Below are 17,457 nucleotides of genomic sequence, written 5' to 3' on the forward strand. Positions count from 1 at the left end.
GCCGAGGATCGCACATGACGTAGCAAGGCAAGGTGCTGGAGGTTCCGTGGACCTGTCCCTGTCGACCCGTTCAGTCGGCGATCGTACGGTCGTCGAGGTTGGCGGCGAGATCGATGTGTACACCGCCCCGAAGCTGCGGGAGCAGCTCGTCGAGCTCGTCAACGACGGCAAGTACCACCTCGTCGTCGACATGGAAGGCGTTGACTTCCTCGACTCGACCGGCCTGGGTGTGCTGGTGGGCGGTCTGAAGCGAGTGCGTGCCCACGAGGGCTCGCTGCGCCTCGTCTGCAACCAGGAGCGCATCCTGAAGATCTTCCGCATCACCGGCCTGACCAAGGTCTTCCCGATTCACACTTCGGTGGACGACGCGGTCAGCGCGACCGACTGACGCGGCCGGGCCGGCCCCCGTGGGCCGGCCCGTTCGTTCTTGGCGTCCGGAGTGCCTGGGCCCGCGCGGCCCGGCACGTCCCGGCCGCTTCTGGGCCGGTCCGAGTCGGCCCGCAGGGGGCCGCACCTCCGGCCCCGGTCGGAGCACCCTGAGGGGGAGAGATGGCAACCGTCGAACTTCGATTCAGCGCGCTTCCCGAGCACGTGCGGACGGCCCGCTTGGTCGCCGCGGCCGTCGCCAGACGGGCCGGGGTCGACGAGTCGGTGCTCGACGAGGTACGGCTCGCGGTCGGTGAGGCTTGCTCCCGCGCGGTCGGACTGCACCAGCGTGGCGGCATCGGCGGAACGGTGCGGGTCGCGCTGACCGACCAGGAGAAGCGTTTCCTCATCGAGGTCGAGGACGAGACCGGCCCCACCGCCGTCCCGGCCTCCGACGCCGCCGAGGGCGGCGAGCCGGACGAGGACACCCTGGGCCTCGCCGTGATCACCGGCCTGGTCGAGGACCTGGAGGTCACCAACGGCACGGACGGTGGCCTGATTCGGATGAGCTGGCCGGTTTCGGTCGAATCCTTGGCGGTCTGAGGGGTCGCTGTTGTCGCTGTCCCGTGCGGCCGCCTTCCGCCGGGCCGTTTCCCGCTGTGCCGCCTTCCCGCGCCTGGCTGCCACGTGCCCCCGTGTGTCCGGCCCTCGGGCAGTGCGTTGACAACCCGTCGAGTCCGGCGGTTCGCTGCTTCCGGCACGACCGGGTCCGATCGCTGATCGGGCCTCGTCGCGAAAGAGGAAGTCCATGCGGATCCGCATCCTGTGGCCGGCCGGGCAGGCGACTGCCACGCTGGACGCCACCCCCGCCACCGAGGCGCTCTGGGCGCAGTTGCCGATCAGTTCGTCGGCGAGCACCTGGGGTGAGGAGGTCTACTTCGGCACGCCCGTGAGCGTGCCGCGCGAGGACGGCGCCCGGCAGGTCGTGGAGCCGGGCACGGTCGCCTTCTGGACCGACGGGGACAGCCTCGCGCTGCCCTACGGGCCGACGCCGATCTCGCGCGACGGCGAGTGCCGGCTGGCCTCGCCCTGCAACGTCCTCGGTGCGCTGGACGGGGACGCCGGGGTGCTGCGCACCGTTCGGCCGGGCGACCCGATCCGGGTCGAGCGGGCCTGAGCCGCGGCCGAGGGCGGGTCCGGCGGCGCCATCGGGACGCCCTGCGCTGCCGGGTCGTCGCCGACGATGGGTAGCCCGGACCGGGAACCGGGGCGCGGAAACCGGCCGTGTAGGTTCGACGACCGAAGACGACCGAAACCGAAAGGCTTCTCCCGGTGAACAAGCGACTGTTGGCCGTACCCGCCCTCGGCGTGCTGCTCGCGTTCGGAGCCGTCGGCTGCGGCGGCGACGACAACAGCAAGCAGCTGGAGTCGTGGGCGTCGAACGTCTGCGGCTCCGCCAAGGACCCGATCGCCCAGGCGCAGGCCGCGCTCGCCGACACCGGCCAGGTGAAGACCGGCGAGGCCCCGGCCGACCTGCAGAAGCGGCTCTCCACGGACATCGGGCGGCTGGCCAAGACCAACCAGGACATCGCGTCCGCCATCGACTCGGCCGGCGCGCCCAAGGTGCAGGACGGCGCGACCCTGCAGAAGGACACCGTCGACGAGCTCAAGAAGGCGTCCGACGGCTACCAGGAAGTCCAGAAGAAGCTGGACGCGCTGCCCAACAACGACCAGGCGAAGTTCGCCGACGGGCTGCGCAGCGTCGCCGACCAGGTGCAGCAGCTGGCCTCGCTCTCCACCCAGGCGCAGGGCAAGCTGCAGCGCGGCGAACTCGGTGCCGCGATGGCCAAGCAGGAGGGCTGCAAGCCGTCCCCGACCGGCGGCGCGACCACCGCCCCGACCGGTGTGACCAGCGGTACCCCGGCGCCCGCCGGTGCGAGCACGCCCCCGGCCCCCGGCGCGACCGACACCCCGAGCGCCCCGGCCAGCACCCCCGCGCCCGGCGCCACCACCCCGGCCGCCCCCGCTGCCCCGGCCGGCACCCCGGCTCCCACCGCGAGCTGATCGATGGGGGAGTCGGGACGGATCCGGCCGTGACCGCGTAAGGACGACGGAAGCCGGTGCAGCCGGTGCGGCTCGCAGGAGCGGCACCGGCTGCCTTGGTGTGTCGTCGGCCGGGAGTCGGGAGTCGGGGCAGTCCACGAGGTGTACGACTGGGCGCGAGGATGCCTGGCGGGGCGCGCGTGGCAGCCCGGCGCTCCCGCCGGGAACCCCGATGGACGCGCCGGCCATCAGTTCGGCGTACGTCGGCGTACGTCGGCGTGCTGGCGGAGGGCGGCCGGGCCCGGAGGCGGTCCTCGGGGGACCGGCGGGGGACAATGGCGGGGTGATCAGTAGCCCCGTTCTCGACCCGACCCGCCTCGCCAAGCTGCGCGAGGCGCTGCTCGCCGCCTCCTTCACCGCTGACGGGTGCCTGGACCTGCTCGGACCCACCGGTTATGCGGCGTTGGCCCGCAGCGAGGCGGTTCCGGCGCTGCGCGCGACGCGTGGCGGCAGTCCGCTGGAGACGCTGGTGCGGCTGTTCCTGCTGCAGCAGCCGGTGCCGTACCAGGCGGCCGCGGCCGCGCTGCCGGTGGAGGACTGTCTGGCGGACGGCTGGCTGCGCCCGGACGGGGATCTGGTGCGTGCCACCGTCGATGTCCGGCCGTACGCCAACGAGGTCGCCGGGATGCCCAGTTCGGACGCCTGGGTGGTCTCCGACCTGGGCTGCGCGGTGGGCGGCGCGGGCGGCATCGGCTCCGGTGAGACCGCGCACGGGGTGGCCCGCAAGGACCTGGTGCTGGGCGTCGGCGGCGCCTCGACCACGCTCGCCAACATCACCGTGCGCCACCCGGTCCGGGCCGCGCTGGACCTCGGCTCGGGTTCCGGCGTGCAGGCGCTGCACGCGGCCCGGCACGCCGCTGCCGTCACCGCCACCGACCTGAACCCGCGCGCCCTGCGCTTCACCGAGCTGACCCTGGCGCTGTCCGGGTTCGACAACACCGAGGTGGCCTCAGGGAGTCTCTTCGAGCCGGTCGGGGAGCGGAAGTTCGACCTGATCGTCTCCAACCCGCCGTTCGTCGTCTCGCCGGGCGGCCGGTTCACCTACCGGGACGGCGGCATGGCCGGCGACGAGCTGTGCCGCACCCTGGTCCGCGCGGCCGCCGACCACTTGGAGCCCGGCGGCTACTGCCAGCTGCTCGCCAACTGGCAGCACGTCAAGGGCGAGGACTGGCACGAGCGGCTGGCCGGCTGGGTCGCGGGCACCGGGCTGGACGCCTGGGTCGTCCAGCGCGAAGTCCAGGACGTGGCCCAGTACGCCGAGTTGTGGCTGCGCGACGGCGGCGACCACCGCGGCCCCGGCGGCGACTACCAGGCCCGGTACGGCGAGTGGCTGGACGCCTTCGAAGCGGCCCGGGTCGAGGGCATCGGCATGGGGTGGATCACCCTGCGGGCGAGCGGCGCCGAGCGCCCGACCGTCCGGGTCGAGGAGTGGCCGCACCCGGTGGAGCAGCCGCTCGGCCCGCACATCGAGGCCTGGTTCGGCCGGCAGGACTTCCTCCGCTCGCACGACGACGCGGCCCTGCTCGCGGCCCGCTACGTGCTGGCCGACGAGGTCGTCCAGGAGCAGGTCGGGGCGCCGGGCGCGGAGGACCCGGAGCACGTGATCCTGCGTCACAACCGGGGCATGCGGCGGGCCACCAAGGTGGACACGGTCGGCGCGGGATTCGTCGGGGTCTGCGACGGGACGCTGTCGGCGGGCGAGATCGTGGACGCCATCGCGCAGCTGCTCGGCGAGGACCGGGTGGTGCTGCGGGACCGGGTGCCGGAGTCGTTGCGGCTGCTGACCGAGCAGGGGTTCATCGACCCGGTCCGCTGAGGCGCGGCGCACTGAGCCCAGGTCCGCCGAGCCCAGGTCCGCCGAGCCCAGGTCCGCCGAGCCCAGGTCCGCCGAGCCCCGGCCCGCGGAGAGGTCGGAAGCCGGTTCACCGTCCCGTACCCCCTGGTTCGTCCGGCGGCCGCTGACCGGCTGCCCCCCGTTGGCCCTCCGCTGTGAGGCTCTGTCCACAGGCTGTGGACAGGGCTGGGGAGCCGGGGGCCAGGGATGGACACGACGACGGCGACGGCGGCCGGGCTGGTGCTCGGCCTCTTCGGTGGCGTGCTGCTGCTCTGGTGCGCCGCCGAAGTGCGCCTTCGCCACCGGGTGCGCCGCCAGGGGGTGGCCGCCGTGGCCACGGTGGTCGCCGAGGACGACGCGCACAGCCAGCTGGACAGCGCGCCGCTGCTCTCCTTCTCGGTGCCGCCTTCGGTCGGCGGCCCCGGCGGGTGCCGGATCGCGGGGCTCGTGCTCACGCGCCCGCGTGGGCACACCCCGTTGCGCCGTCCGGATCGTTTCGCCCCCGGCACCCCGGTGCGGATCTGCTACGACCCGGAGCGCCCGAGCCGGGTGGTGCTGGCGACCGGCGAGATCAGCCGGCCGGCCGTCGCCGACCTGCTGTGGAGCGCCCTGGGGGTGGTCTGTCTGGCGGCGGGTGCCGGGCTGCTGGCCGCGGTCGGCAGCTGAGCGTACCGCCCGCCCGTTCCCGACGACGGGTTCCTGACGGCGATCGGGCCGTGACCCGAGTCGGAGCCCCGGTCGGCGCGGCCCGAATCGGCGCCCCGAATCGGCGCCCCGACCCGTGCAATCCGGCCCGTGCGATTCGGCCTGTATCGACCGTCGATTTTCCGTTGACAGATCTTGAAATCCGTCATTCCATCCTCCGGAACCTGCCGAAGGCCGCCCTCCACGGGGCGCGAACCTCCGTCATCGGGTTACCGTTCGAGTGGCGTCGGCTAGCCCGACAAGTGAAAACGCGGGATCCGTCCGTTTGACAAGGGTGGCCGGGGTACGGTCACACTCCGCTGGTGGGGTGTCGTGCAGCGGCGGCCCCGGGACGGTGGAGGGGTCGGGCGGAGCGCAGCCCGTGCTGCCGGCGCCGACCAGCCACATATGGACCGGGAGAGAAGAGCGAAGGTGTCCCCGAGCAGCGAGACCGCGCACGGACAGCGACTCGTCATTGTCGAGTCGCCGGCCAAGGCGAAGACGATCAAGGGCTACCTTGGCCCCGGCTACATCGTCGAGGCGAGCGTCGGGCACATCCGCGACCTGCCCAGCACGGCGGCCGAGGTACCGGACAAGTACACCGGTGAGGTGCGCCGCCTCGGCGTGGACGTCGACCATGACTTCGCGCCCATCTACGTGGTCAACGCGGACAAGAAGTCCCAGGTCAGCAAGTTGAAGTCGTTGCTCGCGGAGTCCGACGAGCTCTTCCTCGCCACCGATGAGGACCGCGAGGGCGAGGCCATCGCCTGGCACCTGCAGCAGGTGCTGAAGCCCAAGGTGCCGGTGCACCGGATGGTGTTCCACGAGATCACCAAGTCGGCGATCCAGGAGGCCGTCGCCAATCCGCGCGAGCTCAACCAGCGCCTGGTCGACGCCCAGGAGACCCGCCGCATCCTCGACCGCCTCTACGGCTTCGAGGTTTCGCCGGTGCTGTGGAAGAAGGTCATGCCGAAGCTGTCGGCGGGCCGCGTGCAGTCCGTCGCCACCCGCCTGGTGGTCGAGCGCGAGCGGGAGCGGATCGCGTTCCGCAGCGCCTCGTACTGGGACCTGGTCGGGACTTTCGGCACCGGCCGCACCCCGGCCGACGCCGCCAATCCGGAGACCTTCGGCGCCCGGCTCGCCTCGGTCGACGGCAAGCGGATCGCCAGCGGCCGCGACTTCGGCTCGAACGGGCAGCTGAAGGCCGGCAGCGCCAACACCCTGCACCTGGACGAGCAGGCCGCCCGCGGGCTGGCCGCCGCCCTGGCCCAGACCGCGTTCAGCGTCCGCAGCGTCGAGTCGAAGCCCTACCGCCGCTCGCCGTACGCGCCGTTCCGCACCACCACGCTGCAGCAGGAGGCCAGCCGCAAGCTGGGCTTCGGCGCGAAGCGGACCATGCAGGTGGCCCAGAAGCTGTACGAGAACGGCTTCATCACCTATATGCGTACCGACTCCACCACGCTGTCGGAGACCGCGATCACCGCGGCCCGCGCCCAGGTCACCCAGCTGTACGGGGCCGACTACCTGCCGGACGCTCCGCGCACCTACGCCAGCAAGGTCAAGAACGCGCAGGAGGCGCACGAGGCCGTCCGTCCGTCCGGCGACCGCTTCCGCACCCCCGCCGAGACCGGCCTGACCGGTGACGACTTCAGGCTCTACGAGCTGATCTGGATGCGCACCGTCGCCTCCCAGATGAAGGACGCGGTCGGCCAGTCCGTCACCGTCCGGGTCGGCGGCGCCGCCGCCGACGGCCGGGACGTCGAGTTCTCCGCCTCCGGCAAGATCATCACCTTCCACGGCTTCCTCAAGGCCTACGTCGAGGGCGCCGACGACCCGAACGCGGAGCTCGACGACCGCGAGCGCCGGCTGCCGCAGGTCACCCAGGGCGACCCGCTGGCCGCCGAGCGGATCACCCCGGAGGGCCACGCCACCAAGCCGCCGGCCCGCTACACCGAGGCCTCGCTGGTCAAGGAGCTGGAGGACCGCGAGATCGGTCGCCCCTCCACCTACGCGTCGATCATCGACACGATCATCCAGCGCCGGTACGTCTTCAAGAAGGGCACGGCACTCGTCCCGTCCTTCCTGTCCTTCGCCGTGGTCAACCTGCTGGAGAAGCACTTCGGCCGCCTGGTCGACTACGACTTCACCGCGAGGATGGAGGACGACCTCGACCGGATCGCCGCCGGCGAGGCGAAGTCCGTGCCGTGGCTGAAGCGCTTCTACTTCGGCGAGGGCGAGGGCCACATCGCGGGCGGCGCCGCCGAGGCCGGCAACGGCGACGGCGACCACCTGGGCGGCCTGAAGGAACTGGTCACCGACCTCGGCGCGATCGACGCCCGGGAGATCAGCTCGTTCCGGGTCAGCGACGACATCACCCTGCGGGTCGGCCGCTACGGCCCGTACGTCGAGCGTGCCTCCACCGTCGAGGGCGAGCCCGGCCAGCGCGCCGACGTGCCGGACGACCTGCCGCCGGACGAGCTCACCGTCGAACTGGCCGAGGAACTGCTGGCCAAGCCCAGCGGCGACTTCGAGCTCGGCCACGACCCGGTCAACGGCAACATGCTCGTCGCCAAGGACGGCCGCTACGGCCCATACGTGACCGAGATCCTGCCCGAGGGCACGCCCAAGACCGGCAAGAACGCGGTCAAGCCGCGCACCGCCTCGCTGTTCCAGACCATGTCGCTGGAGACCGTCACGCTGGAGGACGCGCTGCGGCTGCTCTCGCTGCCGCGCGTCGTCGGCACCGACGCCGAGGGCGCCGAGATCACCGCGCAGAACGGCCGCTACGGCCCGTACCTCAAGCGCGGCACCGACTCCCGCTCGCTCACCAGCGAGGACCAGCTCTTCACGATCACCCTCGACGAGGCGCTGGCGATCTACGCCCAGCCCAAGCAGCGCGGCCGGGCCGCCGCCGCCCCGCCGCTCAAGGAGCTGGGCAACGACCCGGTCAGCGAGCGCCCGGTGGTGGTCAAGGACGGCCGCTTCGGCCCGTACGTGACCGACGGCGAGACCAACGCCACGCTGCGCAAGGACGACGACGTCGAGACCATCACGCCGGAACGCGGGTACGAGCTGCTCGCCGAGAAGCGGGCGCGCGGGCCGGTGAAGAAGACCGCGAAGAAGGCCCCGGCCAAGAAGACGGCGGCCAAGAAGGCGACGGCCACCAAGACCGCCGCCACCAAGACCGCGGCCGCCAAGAAGACCACCGCCAAGAAGACCACCACCAAGACGGCGGCGGCGACCAAGACGGCGGCCAAGAAGACCGCGGCGAGCAAGGCCGCGGCCACCGACGAGGGCTGATCCTCCGACAGCGGCACCGGGCCCGTGCCCCCCACCGGGGGCGCGGGCCCGTGGTGCGTCCGGGGCCGCGGGGACGGAAAGGCCGGGATCCACGTGGGGATCTGTGCGGGGAACGTCACAACCCGGTGATGAGCGGGATCCGGAAGTCCGATCGCCGCATTCCGGCCAAGCCCCGCCCGCTACGCTGACCGTATGACGAGCGAGGAGCAGCCCACCCCCAGCGCCGCCCCGGCCGCCACAGCCGCCACGCCGGACCTGCCAGAGGTCGCGCCCGCCGGAACCCCGGTGGACCGGGCCCGGGCGCTGCTGCGGACGCGTCCCTACCGGCGGCTGTGGACCACCCAGCTGATCGGCGGCACCGCCGACCGGCTCGGTCTGCTGGTGCTGCTCGCGCTCACCGTGATCGCCGCCGCCCAGGGCAGCCAGTTCGGCAACCTGCCGCGCAGCCTCGCCTTCGCCCTCGCCGCGGTCCTCGCCGTACGGGTGGTGGCCACCGGCCTGGTCGGCGTGGCGCTGCTCGGCCCGGTGCACCGGCTGGTCGCGGGCACGCTGGACCGGCGCTGGACGCTGGTCGGCGCCGACGCGCTGCGCGCCCTGCTGATCGGTCTCGCACCGTGGTGGAGCGTCTGGCTGGGCTCCGGCCCGAAGCCGTCCGGGGCCGCCACGTACGTCCTGCTCGCCTCCGTCCTCGTCGCCGGGGCGGCCGAGCGGGTCTGGGGGATCGCCAAGGCCGCCGCCGTTCCCGGCCTGCTGCCGCCGGCCAACCCCTACGCGCCCGCCGCCGAGCAGCGGCCGGCCGCGGCCAACCTGGAGACCGTCCGGGGCATCGACCGCTTCACCGGCTGGGTGACCGTGCCGCTCGCGGCCGTCGGCCTGGTCGGCTTCACCCTGCTGAACAACATCGGCGCGGCGGCCGGCTCGGACTGGCTGCGCGCCCACCAGCTCACCTTCGCGGCACTCGGCGCGGCCGGACTGTTCGCCGCCTCGGCCACCCGCGGCTACCTCCAGCAGCTGGCCGGCGGACCGGTGGCCGTCGCCCCGGTCTCCCCGCTGCAGGGCCTGCGCGCCCCGACCGACGCCGCCCCCGGCCCGGCACTCGGCAAGGGCCGCACCGGCAGCGCCCCCTACTTCACCTTCGCCGTGGCGGCCGGCTTCGCCTCGATGGCGGGTGTCGCCGCGCTGGCGCTGCTCACCGCCGCCGAGCACCGCGCCGGGCCGATCGGCTACGGCCTGCTGGTACTGGCCGCCACCGCGGCGCCCGCGCTCGGCGCCCGGCTCACCAGGGCCACGCTGCCCTCGCTCTCCCGCCGCCGCCTGCTCGCGCTGGCGCTGCTCACCCAGGGCGTCGCGCTGATCCTGGCCGGCCTGGTCCTGGACTACGTGCTCGTCCTGCTGCTCACCGTGCTGGCCGGCCTGGCCGCCGGGATCGTCGTCTCGGCCGGCCGCAGCCTGCTCGCGCAGGAGGTCGAGGAAGCCCGGCTGCCGAAGGTCACCGAGCACCTGTTCGCGGTGCTGCGGGCCGTGGTCGCCGCCGCGCTGGTCGTCGTCCCGCTGATCGCCGCCGCGTACGGGGACGTCGAGTACGGCACCGTCGAGCCCGGCTCCTTCACCTTCATCCACGGCGGCGCGGCCCTGGCCGTCGCCACCGCGGGACTGCTCACGCTGGTGCTCGCCGCCGTCGTGCTGCTGCGCACCGACGACCGGCGCGGCACCGTGCCGTTCGGCCGGGACCTGGTGGACGCGGTGCGCGGCGCCGCCGGCCCGGTGCCGCACCGGGGCGCGGGCACCGGCTTCTTCATCGCCCTGGAGGGCGGCGACGGCGCCGGCAAGTCCACCCAGGCACAGGCGCTCGCCGAGTGGATCCGCGGCAAGGGGCACGAGGTCGTGCTCACCCGCGAGCCCGGCGGCAGCCCCGTCGGCCAGCGGCTGCGCGGGCTCGTCCTGGACGTCGGCAACACCGGCCTGTCGCACCGCGCCGAGGCGCTGATCTACGCCGCCGACCGCGCCGAGCACGTCGAGAACGTCATCCGCCCGGCCCTCGCCCGCGGCGCCGTGGTGATCACCGACCGGTACATGGACTCCTCCATCGCCTACCAGGGCGCCGGGCGCGACTTGGCCGCGACCGAGGTCGCCCGGATCTCCCGCTGGGCCACCGGCGGACTGCTGCCCGACCTGACCGTCGTCCTGGACGTCGACCCGACCAGGGCCCGCGAGCGCTTCACCGAGGCGCTGGACCGGTTGGAGTCCGAGCCCACCGAGTTCCACCAGCGGGTCCGGGCCGGCTTCCTCGCCCTCGCGGCCGCCGACCCGGCGCGCTACCTGATCGTGGACGGCAGCCAGGCCCCCGGCTCCGTCACCACCGCCATCCGGCACCGGCTCGACCGCGAACTGCCGCTCTCCGAGCAGGAGAAGGCCGCCCGCGCCGAGCAGGAGCGCCTCGCCCGAGCGGAGGCCGAGCGCCGCGCCGCCGAGGAGGCCCGCAAGAAGGCCGAGGACGAAGCCGCCGAGCGCAAGCGGCAGGAACTGCTGGCGCAGCTGCGCGCCGAACAGGCGGAGAAGGAGCGGCTGGCCAAGGAGGAGGCCGAACGGGCCGCCGCCGAGGTCCGGCGCAAGGCCGAGCAGGAGGCCCGCCGCCGGGCGGAGGAGGAAGCCGCGCGCCGCGCCGCCGAGGAGGCCGAAATGCGCGCCGCCGAGGAGGCCCGGCAGGCCGCCGAGGCCGCCGAACGCAAGCGGGTCGCCGACGAGGCGGCCGCCCAGGCGGAGCTGCAGCGGCAGCGGGAGCTCGCCCGCGAGGAGCAGCGCCGCCGGGCGGAGGAAGCGCTGCAGCGGGCCGAGGAAGCACGGCTGGCGCAGGCCGCCGCCCTCGCGGCCGCTGCTGCGGCGGCCGAGACGGCGGAGGGCCGGGCCGATGGGCGGCCCGGCGCGGGCGAGGCTCCCCGGCCGACGGCGGGGGACGCCGCGACCACGGAGCTGTGGGCGGTCCGGGAGACCCCGAGGGGTGCGGCGGCGGACGGGCTCGGTGACGACGCGACGCGTGAGCTGTCGCTGCGGGACCGGCAGGCGGCGGTCCGGGCGGCGGAGGCTGCGGAGGCGGCCAAGGCGGCAGGGGCAGCAAGGACGGCTGGGACGGGCAGTGCGGCCGGTGCGGTTGGGACGGGCGAGGCGGCCGACGCGACCGCCAAGCTGCCGGTGGTGCCGGCCTCCGCAGTGGACGAGACGGCCGTGCTGCCGACGATCCCGGCGGAGTCCGACCGGACCGAGGTGCTGCCGCGGGTCGAGCCGGGCCGTACCGGGGGCCGGGCGGGGTCGGGCCCGCGGCGGGCGGAGCCGGTGGACAGTACCCGCGAGCTGCCGGTGGTCGGCGGCGAGCCCGCTGTGGAGCCGCGGTGGCCGCAGTCGCGGCCTCAGTCGCAGCAGCAGCCGGAGCCGGCTCAGCCGACGCAGCAGCCGGCGGGAGAGCGGCCTCGCCCGGAGTGGGCCGAGGAGACGCCGATGGACGACCTGCCGAGCCTCACCGACACGCTGCTCGGCTCCCGTGACGAGTGGGCGAGCTGGGGACACGGCGCTCCGGGGCAGGGCGCGCCGCAGAGCGGGGCGGACCGGCGCGCCGGGGACGACCAGGGCAAGAGCAAGGGCGACGGCAAGGGCAAGGGCCGCCGCTGGGGTCGCCGGGGCTGACCGGTCTCCCGTGCGGGCGGCGCCGTCGGGGCAGGATCCCCGGCGGCGCCGCTTCGTTCGCTACCGGGGCTTTCCCGCCCTCGTTGCCTCCTTCCGCTGTGCGCCGTCCGTGCCGTCCGCCGTGACCCGGACGGCGCAATGCCTGTCCGAGCGGAGACGTATGCTCGACGGCGGGGAAAGGCGCCAGGGGCGCTGCCGTACGGAGCTTGGGAGCAGCAGTGGCCGTCTGGGACGACCTGGTGGGCCAGGAGCGGGTGGTCGAGCAGCTGACCGCCGCAGCCCGGGCGGCCGGGGCGGCGGTCGAGGCCGGCCGCGGCGGCGCCACGAACGAGGGCGCGAACGCCTCCCTGATGACGCACGCCTGGCTGTTCACCGGCCCGCCCGGCGCCGGTCAGGTCACCGCCGCGCGTGCCTTCGCCGCCGCCCTCCAGTGCACCAGCCCCGACCTCGCGCTCGGCGGCACGCCCGGCTGCGGGTTCTGCGACGGCTGCCACACCGTGCTGGCCGGCAGCCACGCCGACGTGAAGTACGTCCGGACCGACGGCCTGTCCATCGGTGTCGGCGACATGCGCGCCCTGGTGCTGCGCGCCTCCAGCTACCCGACCGGGGGCCGCTGGTCGGTGATCCTGGTGGACGCCGCGCACCGCCTCACCGAGTCCGCGGCGAACGCCCTGCTCAAGGGCGTGGAGGAGCCCTCGCCGCGCACCGTCTGGCTGCTCTGCGCCCCCTCCGTCCAGGACGTGCTGCCGACCATCCGCTCCCGCTGCCGTCTGCTGGTGCTGCGCACCCCAGCCGCCGAGGCGGTCGCCGACACGCTGGTCCGCCGCGACGGCGTCGACCCGGAGACCGCCCGGCTCGCCGCGCTCGCCGGGCAGGGCGACATCGAGCGCTCGCGTCGCCTCGCCGTCGACGAGCAGGCCCGCGCCCGACGGACGGAGGTGCTGCGGATCCCGCTGGAGGTCGGCGACATCGGCGGCTGCCTGACCGCCGCCCAGCGCCTGGTCGACACCGCCAAGGCCGACGCCGAGGCGCTGGCCGAGACCCAGGACGCCAAGGAGACCGACGACCTCAAGGCCGCCTACGGTGCCGCCGAGGGCAGCAAGGCGCCGCGCGGCATGGCCGGGGCGGTCAAGGAGCTGGAGAAGCGGCAGAAGAGTCGCGCCACCCGCACCCGCCGGGAGACCCTCGGGGTCGCCCTGCTCGACCTGCTCGGCTTCTACCGGGACGTGCTCGCGATTCAGTTCGGCTCCACCGCCTCGCTGGCCAACGAGGATCAGCGGCAGGCGCTGAACCGGGTCGCCCAGGCCGGCCCGGCGGAGGGCACACTGCGCCGGATCGAGGCGGTGCTGGCCTGCCGCGAGGCGCTGGACCGCAACGTGGATCCGCTGCTCGCGGTCGAGGCGATGACGGTGGCACTGCGCGCGGGCTGAGCGCGCGAGCGAGGCTCCGGGGCGGGTGGCCGCGTTGCCCCACCGGCGGGCGGCCGTACGCCTCCCGGAGCCGGTGCGCTGTCCCACCTTCGAGTGAACGAGCGATACGCGCCGGGCACACCTGCGTGTGACCGTCCGCCCGTTGTGCACGCTGGGGGCCGACTGCGCCCGGTGCCGGGCCGGTCGCCTCCCGTACGCGCCGGGTCCGCTCCGGCGTCGGCCCTCCGCCCGAGGTGGTGCGTCGTATGGTCCGTTCGCTCCTGGTCATCCCCCTACTGGCCGCCGCCCTCGGCGGGATCTGGCTGGCCCGCGGCGCCCTCCTGCGCTGGCGCGACCTGCGCGCCGCCGAGACCTACGAGCTGGCCGGCGACCGCTGGCCGATGCTGGTGCGGGCGGCCGGGGCGATGGTCTGCGGGGTGTGCGTCACGGCGTTGACGGTGCTCACCGCGCTCGGCGCCTTCGGCGGGCTCAGCGGCGGCGGCCAGGAGCAGGACCGCGCGGAGCCCGCTGTGGATGCGGCGGGTGCGGGTGCGGGTGCGGGCGCGGCTGACGGTGCGGCGGCTGCGGCCGCGGCGGCGGTCCGGCAGCAGGCGGTGCCCCCCGTGGCCACCGAGTCGGCCACCCCGGCCCCCACCCCGGCCCCCGCCGTGGCCAGCCGCTTCGACAGTGTCGGCCACCCGGGCGGCGGCGAACTGCTCCAGTCCGCCGTACTGGGCCCCGACGGCCAGCCGCGCAACGTCCGGGTCTGGCTGCCGCCGCAGTACGCCAAGGAACCGAACGCGCGCTTCCCGGTCGTCGTGATGCACGCGGCCGCGCCGCACAAGACCGCCGACGCCGAAGTCCCCGACGTCTTCGAAGGCATCGGCTCAGCCCTTCAGACCGGAAAGACCCGGCCGTTCATCCTGGTCGCCCCCGAGGCGCCGAACGGCACCGCGCACCCCTGCGAACTGGTCGCCGCCGCCCCGGCGGCCGTCGCCGACGACGCGGCGCTGCGCACCACCATCGCCGCCTCCTTCCGCACCCTGCCGCCCGGCCCGGCCGCCTGGGGCACCCTCGGCGTCGAGGGCGGCGCGCCGTGTGCGGCCGCCGCCGGGCTGGCGCGCCCCGACCTGTACGGCGTGGCCGCGGCGGTCTCCGGCCGCTACGACGCCGCCGCGCTCACCCAGACCGGCGCCGAGGCCCCGGCGGGCAGCGCGGCCAAGCTGCTGCTGGCCGCCGCCAAGGCCGACACCGCCGGGCTGGACGCGGCCCGCAAGCTCCAGGCCTCGCTCAAGGCCGCGCCCGGCCCGGCGGCCAAGGCCGAGGTGCGGATCTCGGACAACGTGCAGGACTTCACCCCCGACCGGGAGCGGCTGCGGCTGGTCCGGCAGGCGGCGCAGTTCCTGGCCGAGGCGCTGGCCAAGGCGTCCTGAGCGCCGACCGCGCGGGCGTTACGCTGCCCGGTACCCCGGGGCGGGTACCGGGCAGCGGCGTTTTCCGGGTAACCGGCCGCGCCGTTCCCCCTGGTTCGCATGGAGTTCATCGTGTTTCCCGTCTCTTCGAGGAGAGCAGTCGGATGAGGGCCTTCGGGCGGCTGCGGGTCCTGGCCACGGCACGGGTGCCGGCCGCGGCGCTGGTCGTCGGGCTGCTGGCGGGCGGGTGCAACCCTGGTCCGTCCCGGGCGCCGGGGGCCGCCTCGTCCGACTCGGCCGGCTCCGGCGCGCCCTCGGCTCCGGCGGCCGCCGCGGCAGGGGCCGGGGCCACTCCGCTGGAGCCGCTGCCCGCAGCCGTCCCGGCCGCGCTCGCGCCGTACTACGCGCAGCGCCTGGCCTGGCAGCCGTGCGACGGGGGGTACGAGTGCACGACCTTCCGGGTGCCGCTGGACTACGACCACCCGGGGGACGGGGACCTCACCCTGGCGGCCGCCCGCGCGACGGCCGAGCCGTCGGGGGTCGCGCCGTCGGGGGTGGCGCCGTCGGGGGTCGCGGGCGGCTCGGGCTCCGGTTCCAGCCCTGGCCCCGGCGCCGCAGCCGGCAGTGGTGCTCCGGCCCCGCGGCTCGGTTCGCTGCTGCTCAACCCGGGCGGGCCCGGCGGCTCGGCGATCGAGTACCTGGAGGCCGCCGCCCGGACGTACGACCGCGGCGTGCGCGCCCGGTACGACCTGGTGGGCCTCGACCCGCGCGGGGTGGGCCGCAGCGCCCCCGTGACCTGCCTGAGCGGCGACCGGATGGACGCCTTCACCGCCGTCGACCTGACCCCCGGCGACCAGCGCGGGATCGACGCGCTGGTCGCCGCCGACAAGGAGTTCGCCGAGGGCTGCCGGAAGCAGGCCGGGCCGGCGCTCGGCCACCTCAGCACCGTCGAGGCCGCCCGCGACATGGACGTGCTGCGCGCCCTCCTCGGCGACGAGAAGCTGAACTTCGTCGGCAAGTCCTACGGCACCTTCCTCGGCGCCACGTACGCCGGGCTGTTCCCGAGCCGGGCGGGCCGGCTGGTGCTGGACGGCGCGATGGACCCGGCACTCGACTCGGTCGCCGGCAACCGCACCCAGGCCGGCGGTTTCGAGACCGCCTGGGCCGCCTTCGCCAACGACTGCGCCAAGCGGGAGGACTGCCCGCTCGGCCGCACCGGGCAGCAGGCCGGCGAGCAGCTGACCGCGCTGTTCGCGACCGTCCGCGCCGAAGCGCTGCCCACCGCCGACGGCGGCCGCCGGCTCACCGAGTCCCAGGCGACCACCGGCGTCATCCAGGCCATGTACGCCGACTTCCTCTGGCCCAAGCTGCGCGCCGCGCTCGCCGACGCCAAGGCGGGCGACGGCACCGGCCTGCTGAGGCTCTCCGACGACTACTACGGGCGCGGGGCCGACGGCTCGTACCCCAACCTGATGTTCGCCAACACCGCGGTGAACTGCCTCGACCTGCCCGCCCCCTTCGGCGGGCCGGAGGACGTCCAGCGGGCGGTGCCGGACTTCGAACGGATCTCGCCGCACTTCGGGCGGGACATGGCCTGGATGGCGCTGACCTGCGCCTACTGGCCGGTCCGGGCCACCGGCGCGGCGCACACCATCCGGGCCGCCGGCGCCGCACCGATCGTCGTCGTCGGCACCACCCGCGACCCGGCCACCCCGTACGCCTGGGCGCAGTCCCTGGCGGGGCAACTTGAGTCCGGCCGCCTGCTCACCTTCGACGGGGACGGCCACACCGCGTACGGGCGACACAGCGTCTGCGTGGACGGCGCGGTCAACCGCTTCTTGTTGACCGGGGAGGCCCCTGAGCAGGGCAAGCGCTGCGACCGGTAGGGCGAGGGGTCCGGGCGGCCGGTGGTTAGTTTCAACTTCAATCGATAACCAGTACGACGTTACGATGAGCGCCGCCCTGCCCCCCTTCCCCGCACCGGAGCGCAACGTGCTCGGAGTCAACGACCTGGCGACCTACGTCCTGGGCGCCCTCGTCATCATCCTGCTGCCCGGCCCCAACTCCCTGTACGTGCTGTCCGTCGCCGCCCGCAAGGGCGTCAGGACCGGCTACCGGGCCGCCGCCGGCGTCTTCGTCGGCGACCTCACCCTGATCAGCCTCACCTCGCTGGGCGCCGCCTCACTGCTGAAGACCAACCCGGCCGTCTTCGCGGTCGTCAAGTTCGGGGGCGCCGCCTACCTGCTCTGGATCGGCTACGGCATGCTCCGCGCCGCCCGCGGACTCTGGCGCGAGCGCCGGGCCGAGGCCGGCCCCACCGCCGAACCCGCCCCCGAGTCCGCCGAGAGCCCCTTCCGGCGCGCCCTCGTGGTCAGCCTCCTCAACCCGAAGGCCATCCTCTTCCTGCTCTCCTTCTTCACCCAGTTCGTCGACCCGTCCTACGGCCGGCCCGCCCTCTCCTTCGCCCTCCTCGGCGGAATCCTCCAGACCTTCAGCCTGCTCTACCTCTCCCTGCTGATCTTCGCGGGCACCACACTCGCCACCGCCTTCCGCCGCCGCAAGCGCCTCTCCGCCACCCTCACCAGCGGCGTCGCCGTCCTCTTCGCCGGCTTCGCCGCCAAGCTCGCCGTCTCCTCCGCCTGACCCGGCCCAGCGGTATCCGGGTAACGGA

General features: G+C 74.7%; 12 protein-coding genes. All 12 read left to right on the forward strand.

Annotation, left to right across the window (positions count from 1 at the left end):
• Positions 1 to 46: 46 nt before the first annotated feature.
• The 12 genes from bldG (at position 47) to leuE (ending at position 17,429) form a co-directional block, all read left to right on the forward strand.
• On the forward strand, positions 47 to 388 hold the full coding sequence (gene bldG, locus AC0B61_RS04460; RefSeq protein WP_030240921.1) for an anti-sigma factor antagonist BldG: 342 nt from the start codon (positions 47 to 49) through the stop codon (positions 386 to 388).
• A 161-nt stretch (positions 389 to 549) separates the two neighbouring features.
• Positions 550 to 969: an ATP-binding protein gene (locus AC0B61_RS04465; protein WP_471739115.1), complete on the forward strand. Its 420-nt coding sequence runs from the start codon at positions 550 to 552 to the stop codon at positions 967 to 969.
• A gap of 205 nt (positions 970 to 1,174) precedes the next feature.
• On the forward strand, positions 1,175 to 1,543 hold the full coding sequence (locus AC0B61_RS04470; RefSeq protein ID WP_471739116.1) for a cyclophilin-like fold protein: 369 nt from the start codon (positions 1,175 to 1,177) through the stop codon (positions 1,541 to 1,543).
• A gap of 155 nt (positions 1,544 to 1,698) precedes the next feature.
• Positions 1,699 to 2,430: a hypothetical protein gene (locus AC0B61_RS04475; RefSeq protein ID WP_471739117.1), complete on the forward strand. Its 732-nt coding sequence runs from the start codon at positions 1,699 to 1,701 to the stop codon at positions 2,428 to 2,430.
• A gap of 322 nt (positions 2,431 to 2,752) precedes the next feature.
• The gene (locus AC0B61_RS04480; RefSeq protein WP_471739118.1) at positions 2,753 to 4,285 is read left to right on the forward strand and encodes a DUF7059 domain-containing protein; all 1,533 of its coding nucleotides are present in this window, start codon (positions 2,753 to 2,755) and stop codon (positions 4,283 to 4,285) included.
• Positions 4,286 to 4,510: 225 nt separating this feature from the next.
• The gene (locus AC0B61_RS04485) at positions 4,511 to 4,969 is read left to right on the forward strand and encodes a DUF3592 domain-containing protein (protein WP_471739119.1); all 459 of its coding nucleotides are present in this window, start codon (positions 4,511 to 4,513) and stop codon (positions 4,967 to 4,969) included.
• Positions 4,970 to 5,419: 450 nt separating this feature from the next.
• A complete protein-coding gene (topA, locus tag AC0B61_RS04490; protein ID WP_471739120.1) occupies positions 5,420 to 8,287 on the forward strand; it encodes a type I DNA topoisomerase in 2,868 nt (955 codons plus the stop codon).
• Between the two features lie 192 nt (positions 8,288 to 8,479).
• Positions 8,480 to 11,965: a dTMP kinase gene (tmk, locus tag AC0B61_RS04495; protein WP_471739121.1), complete on the forward strand. Its 3,486-nt coding sequence runs from the start codon at positions 8,480 to 8,482 to the stop codon at positions 11,963 to 11,965.
• A gap of 218 nt (positions 11,966 to 12,183) precedes the next feature.
• Complete coding sequence (locus AC0B61_RS04500; protein ID WP_471739374.1) at positions 12,184 to 13,395, forward strand: DNA polymerase III subunit delta'; 1,212 nt, start codon at positions 12,184 to 12,186, stop codon at positions 13,393 to 13,395.
• A gap of 245 nt (positions 13,396 to 13,640) precedes the next feature.
• Positions 13,641 to 14,807 carry a hypothetical protein gene (locus AC0B61_RS04505; RefSeq protein ID WP_471739122.1) on the forward strand — a complete coding sequence of 389 codons (1,167 nt, stop codon included), beginning with the start codon at positions 13,641 to 13,643 and terminating at the stop codon, positions 14,805 to 14,807.
• A gap of 143 nt (positions 14,808 to 14,950) precedes the next feature.
• Complete coding sequence (locus AC0B61_RS04510) at positions 14,951 to 16,672, forward strand: alpha/beta hydrolase (protein WP_471739123.1); 1,722 nt, start codon at positions 14,951 to 14,953, stop codon at positions 16,670 to 16,672.
• Positions 16,673 to 16,778: 106 nt separating this feature from the next.
• Complete coding sequence (gene leuE / locus AC0B61_RS04515) at positions 16,779 to 17,429, forward strand: leucine efflux protein LeuE (RefSeq protein ID WP_471739375.1); 651 nt, start codon at positions 16,779 to 16,781, stop codon at positions 17,427 to 17,429.
• Positions 17,430 to 17,457 lie beyond the last annotated feature (28 nt).

Source organism: Kitasatospora sp. NPDC023385, assembly GCF_055664045.1.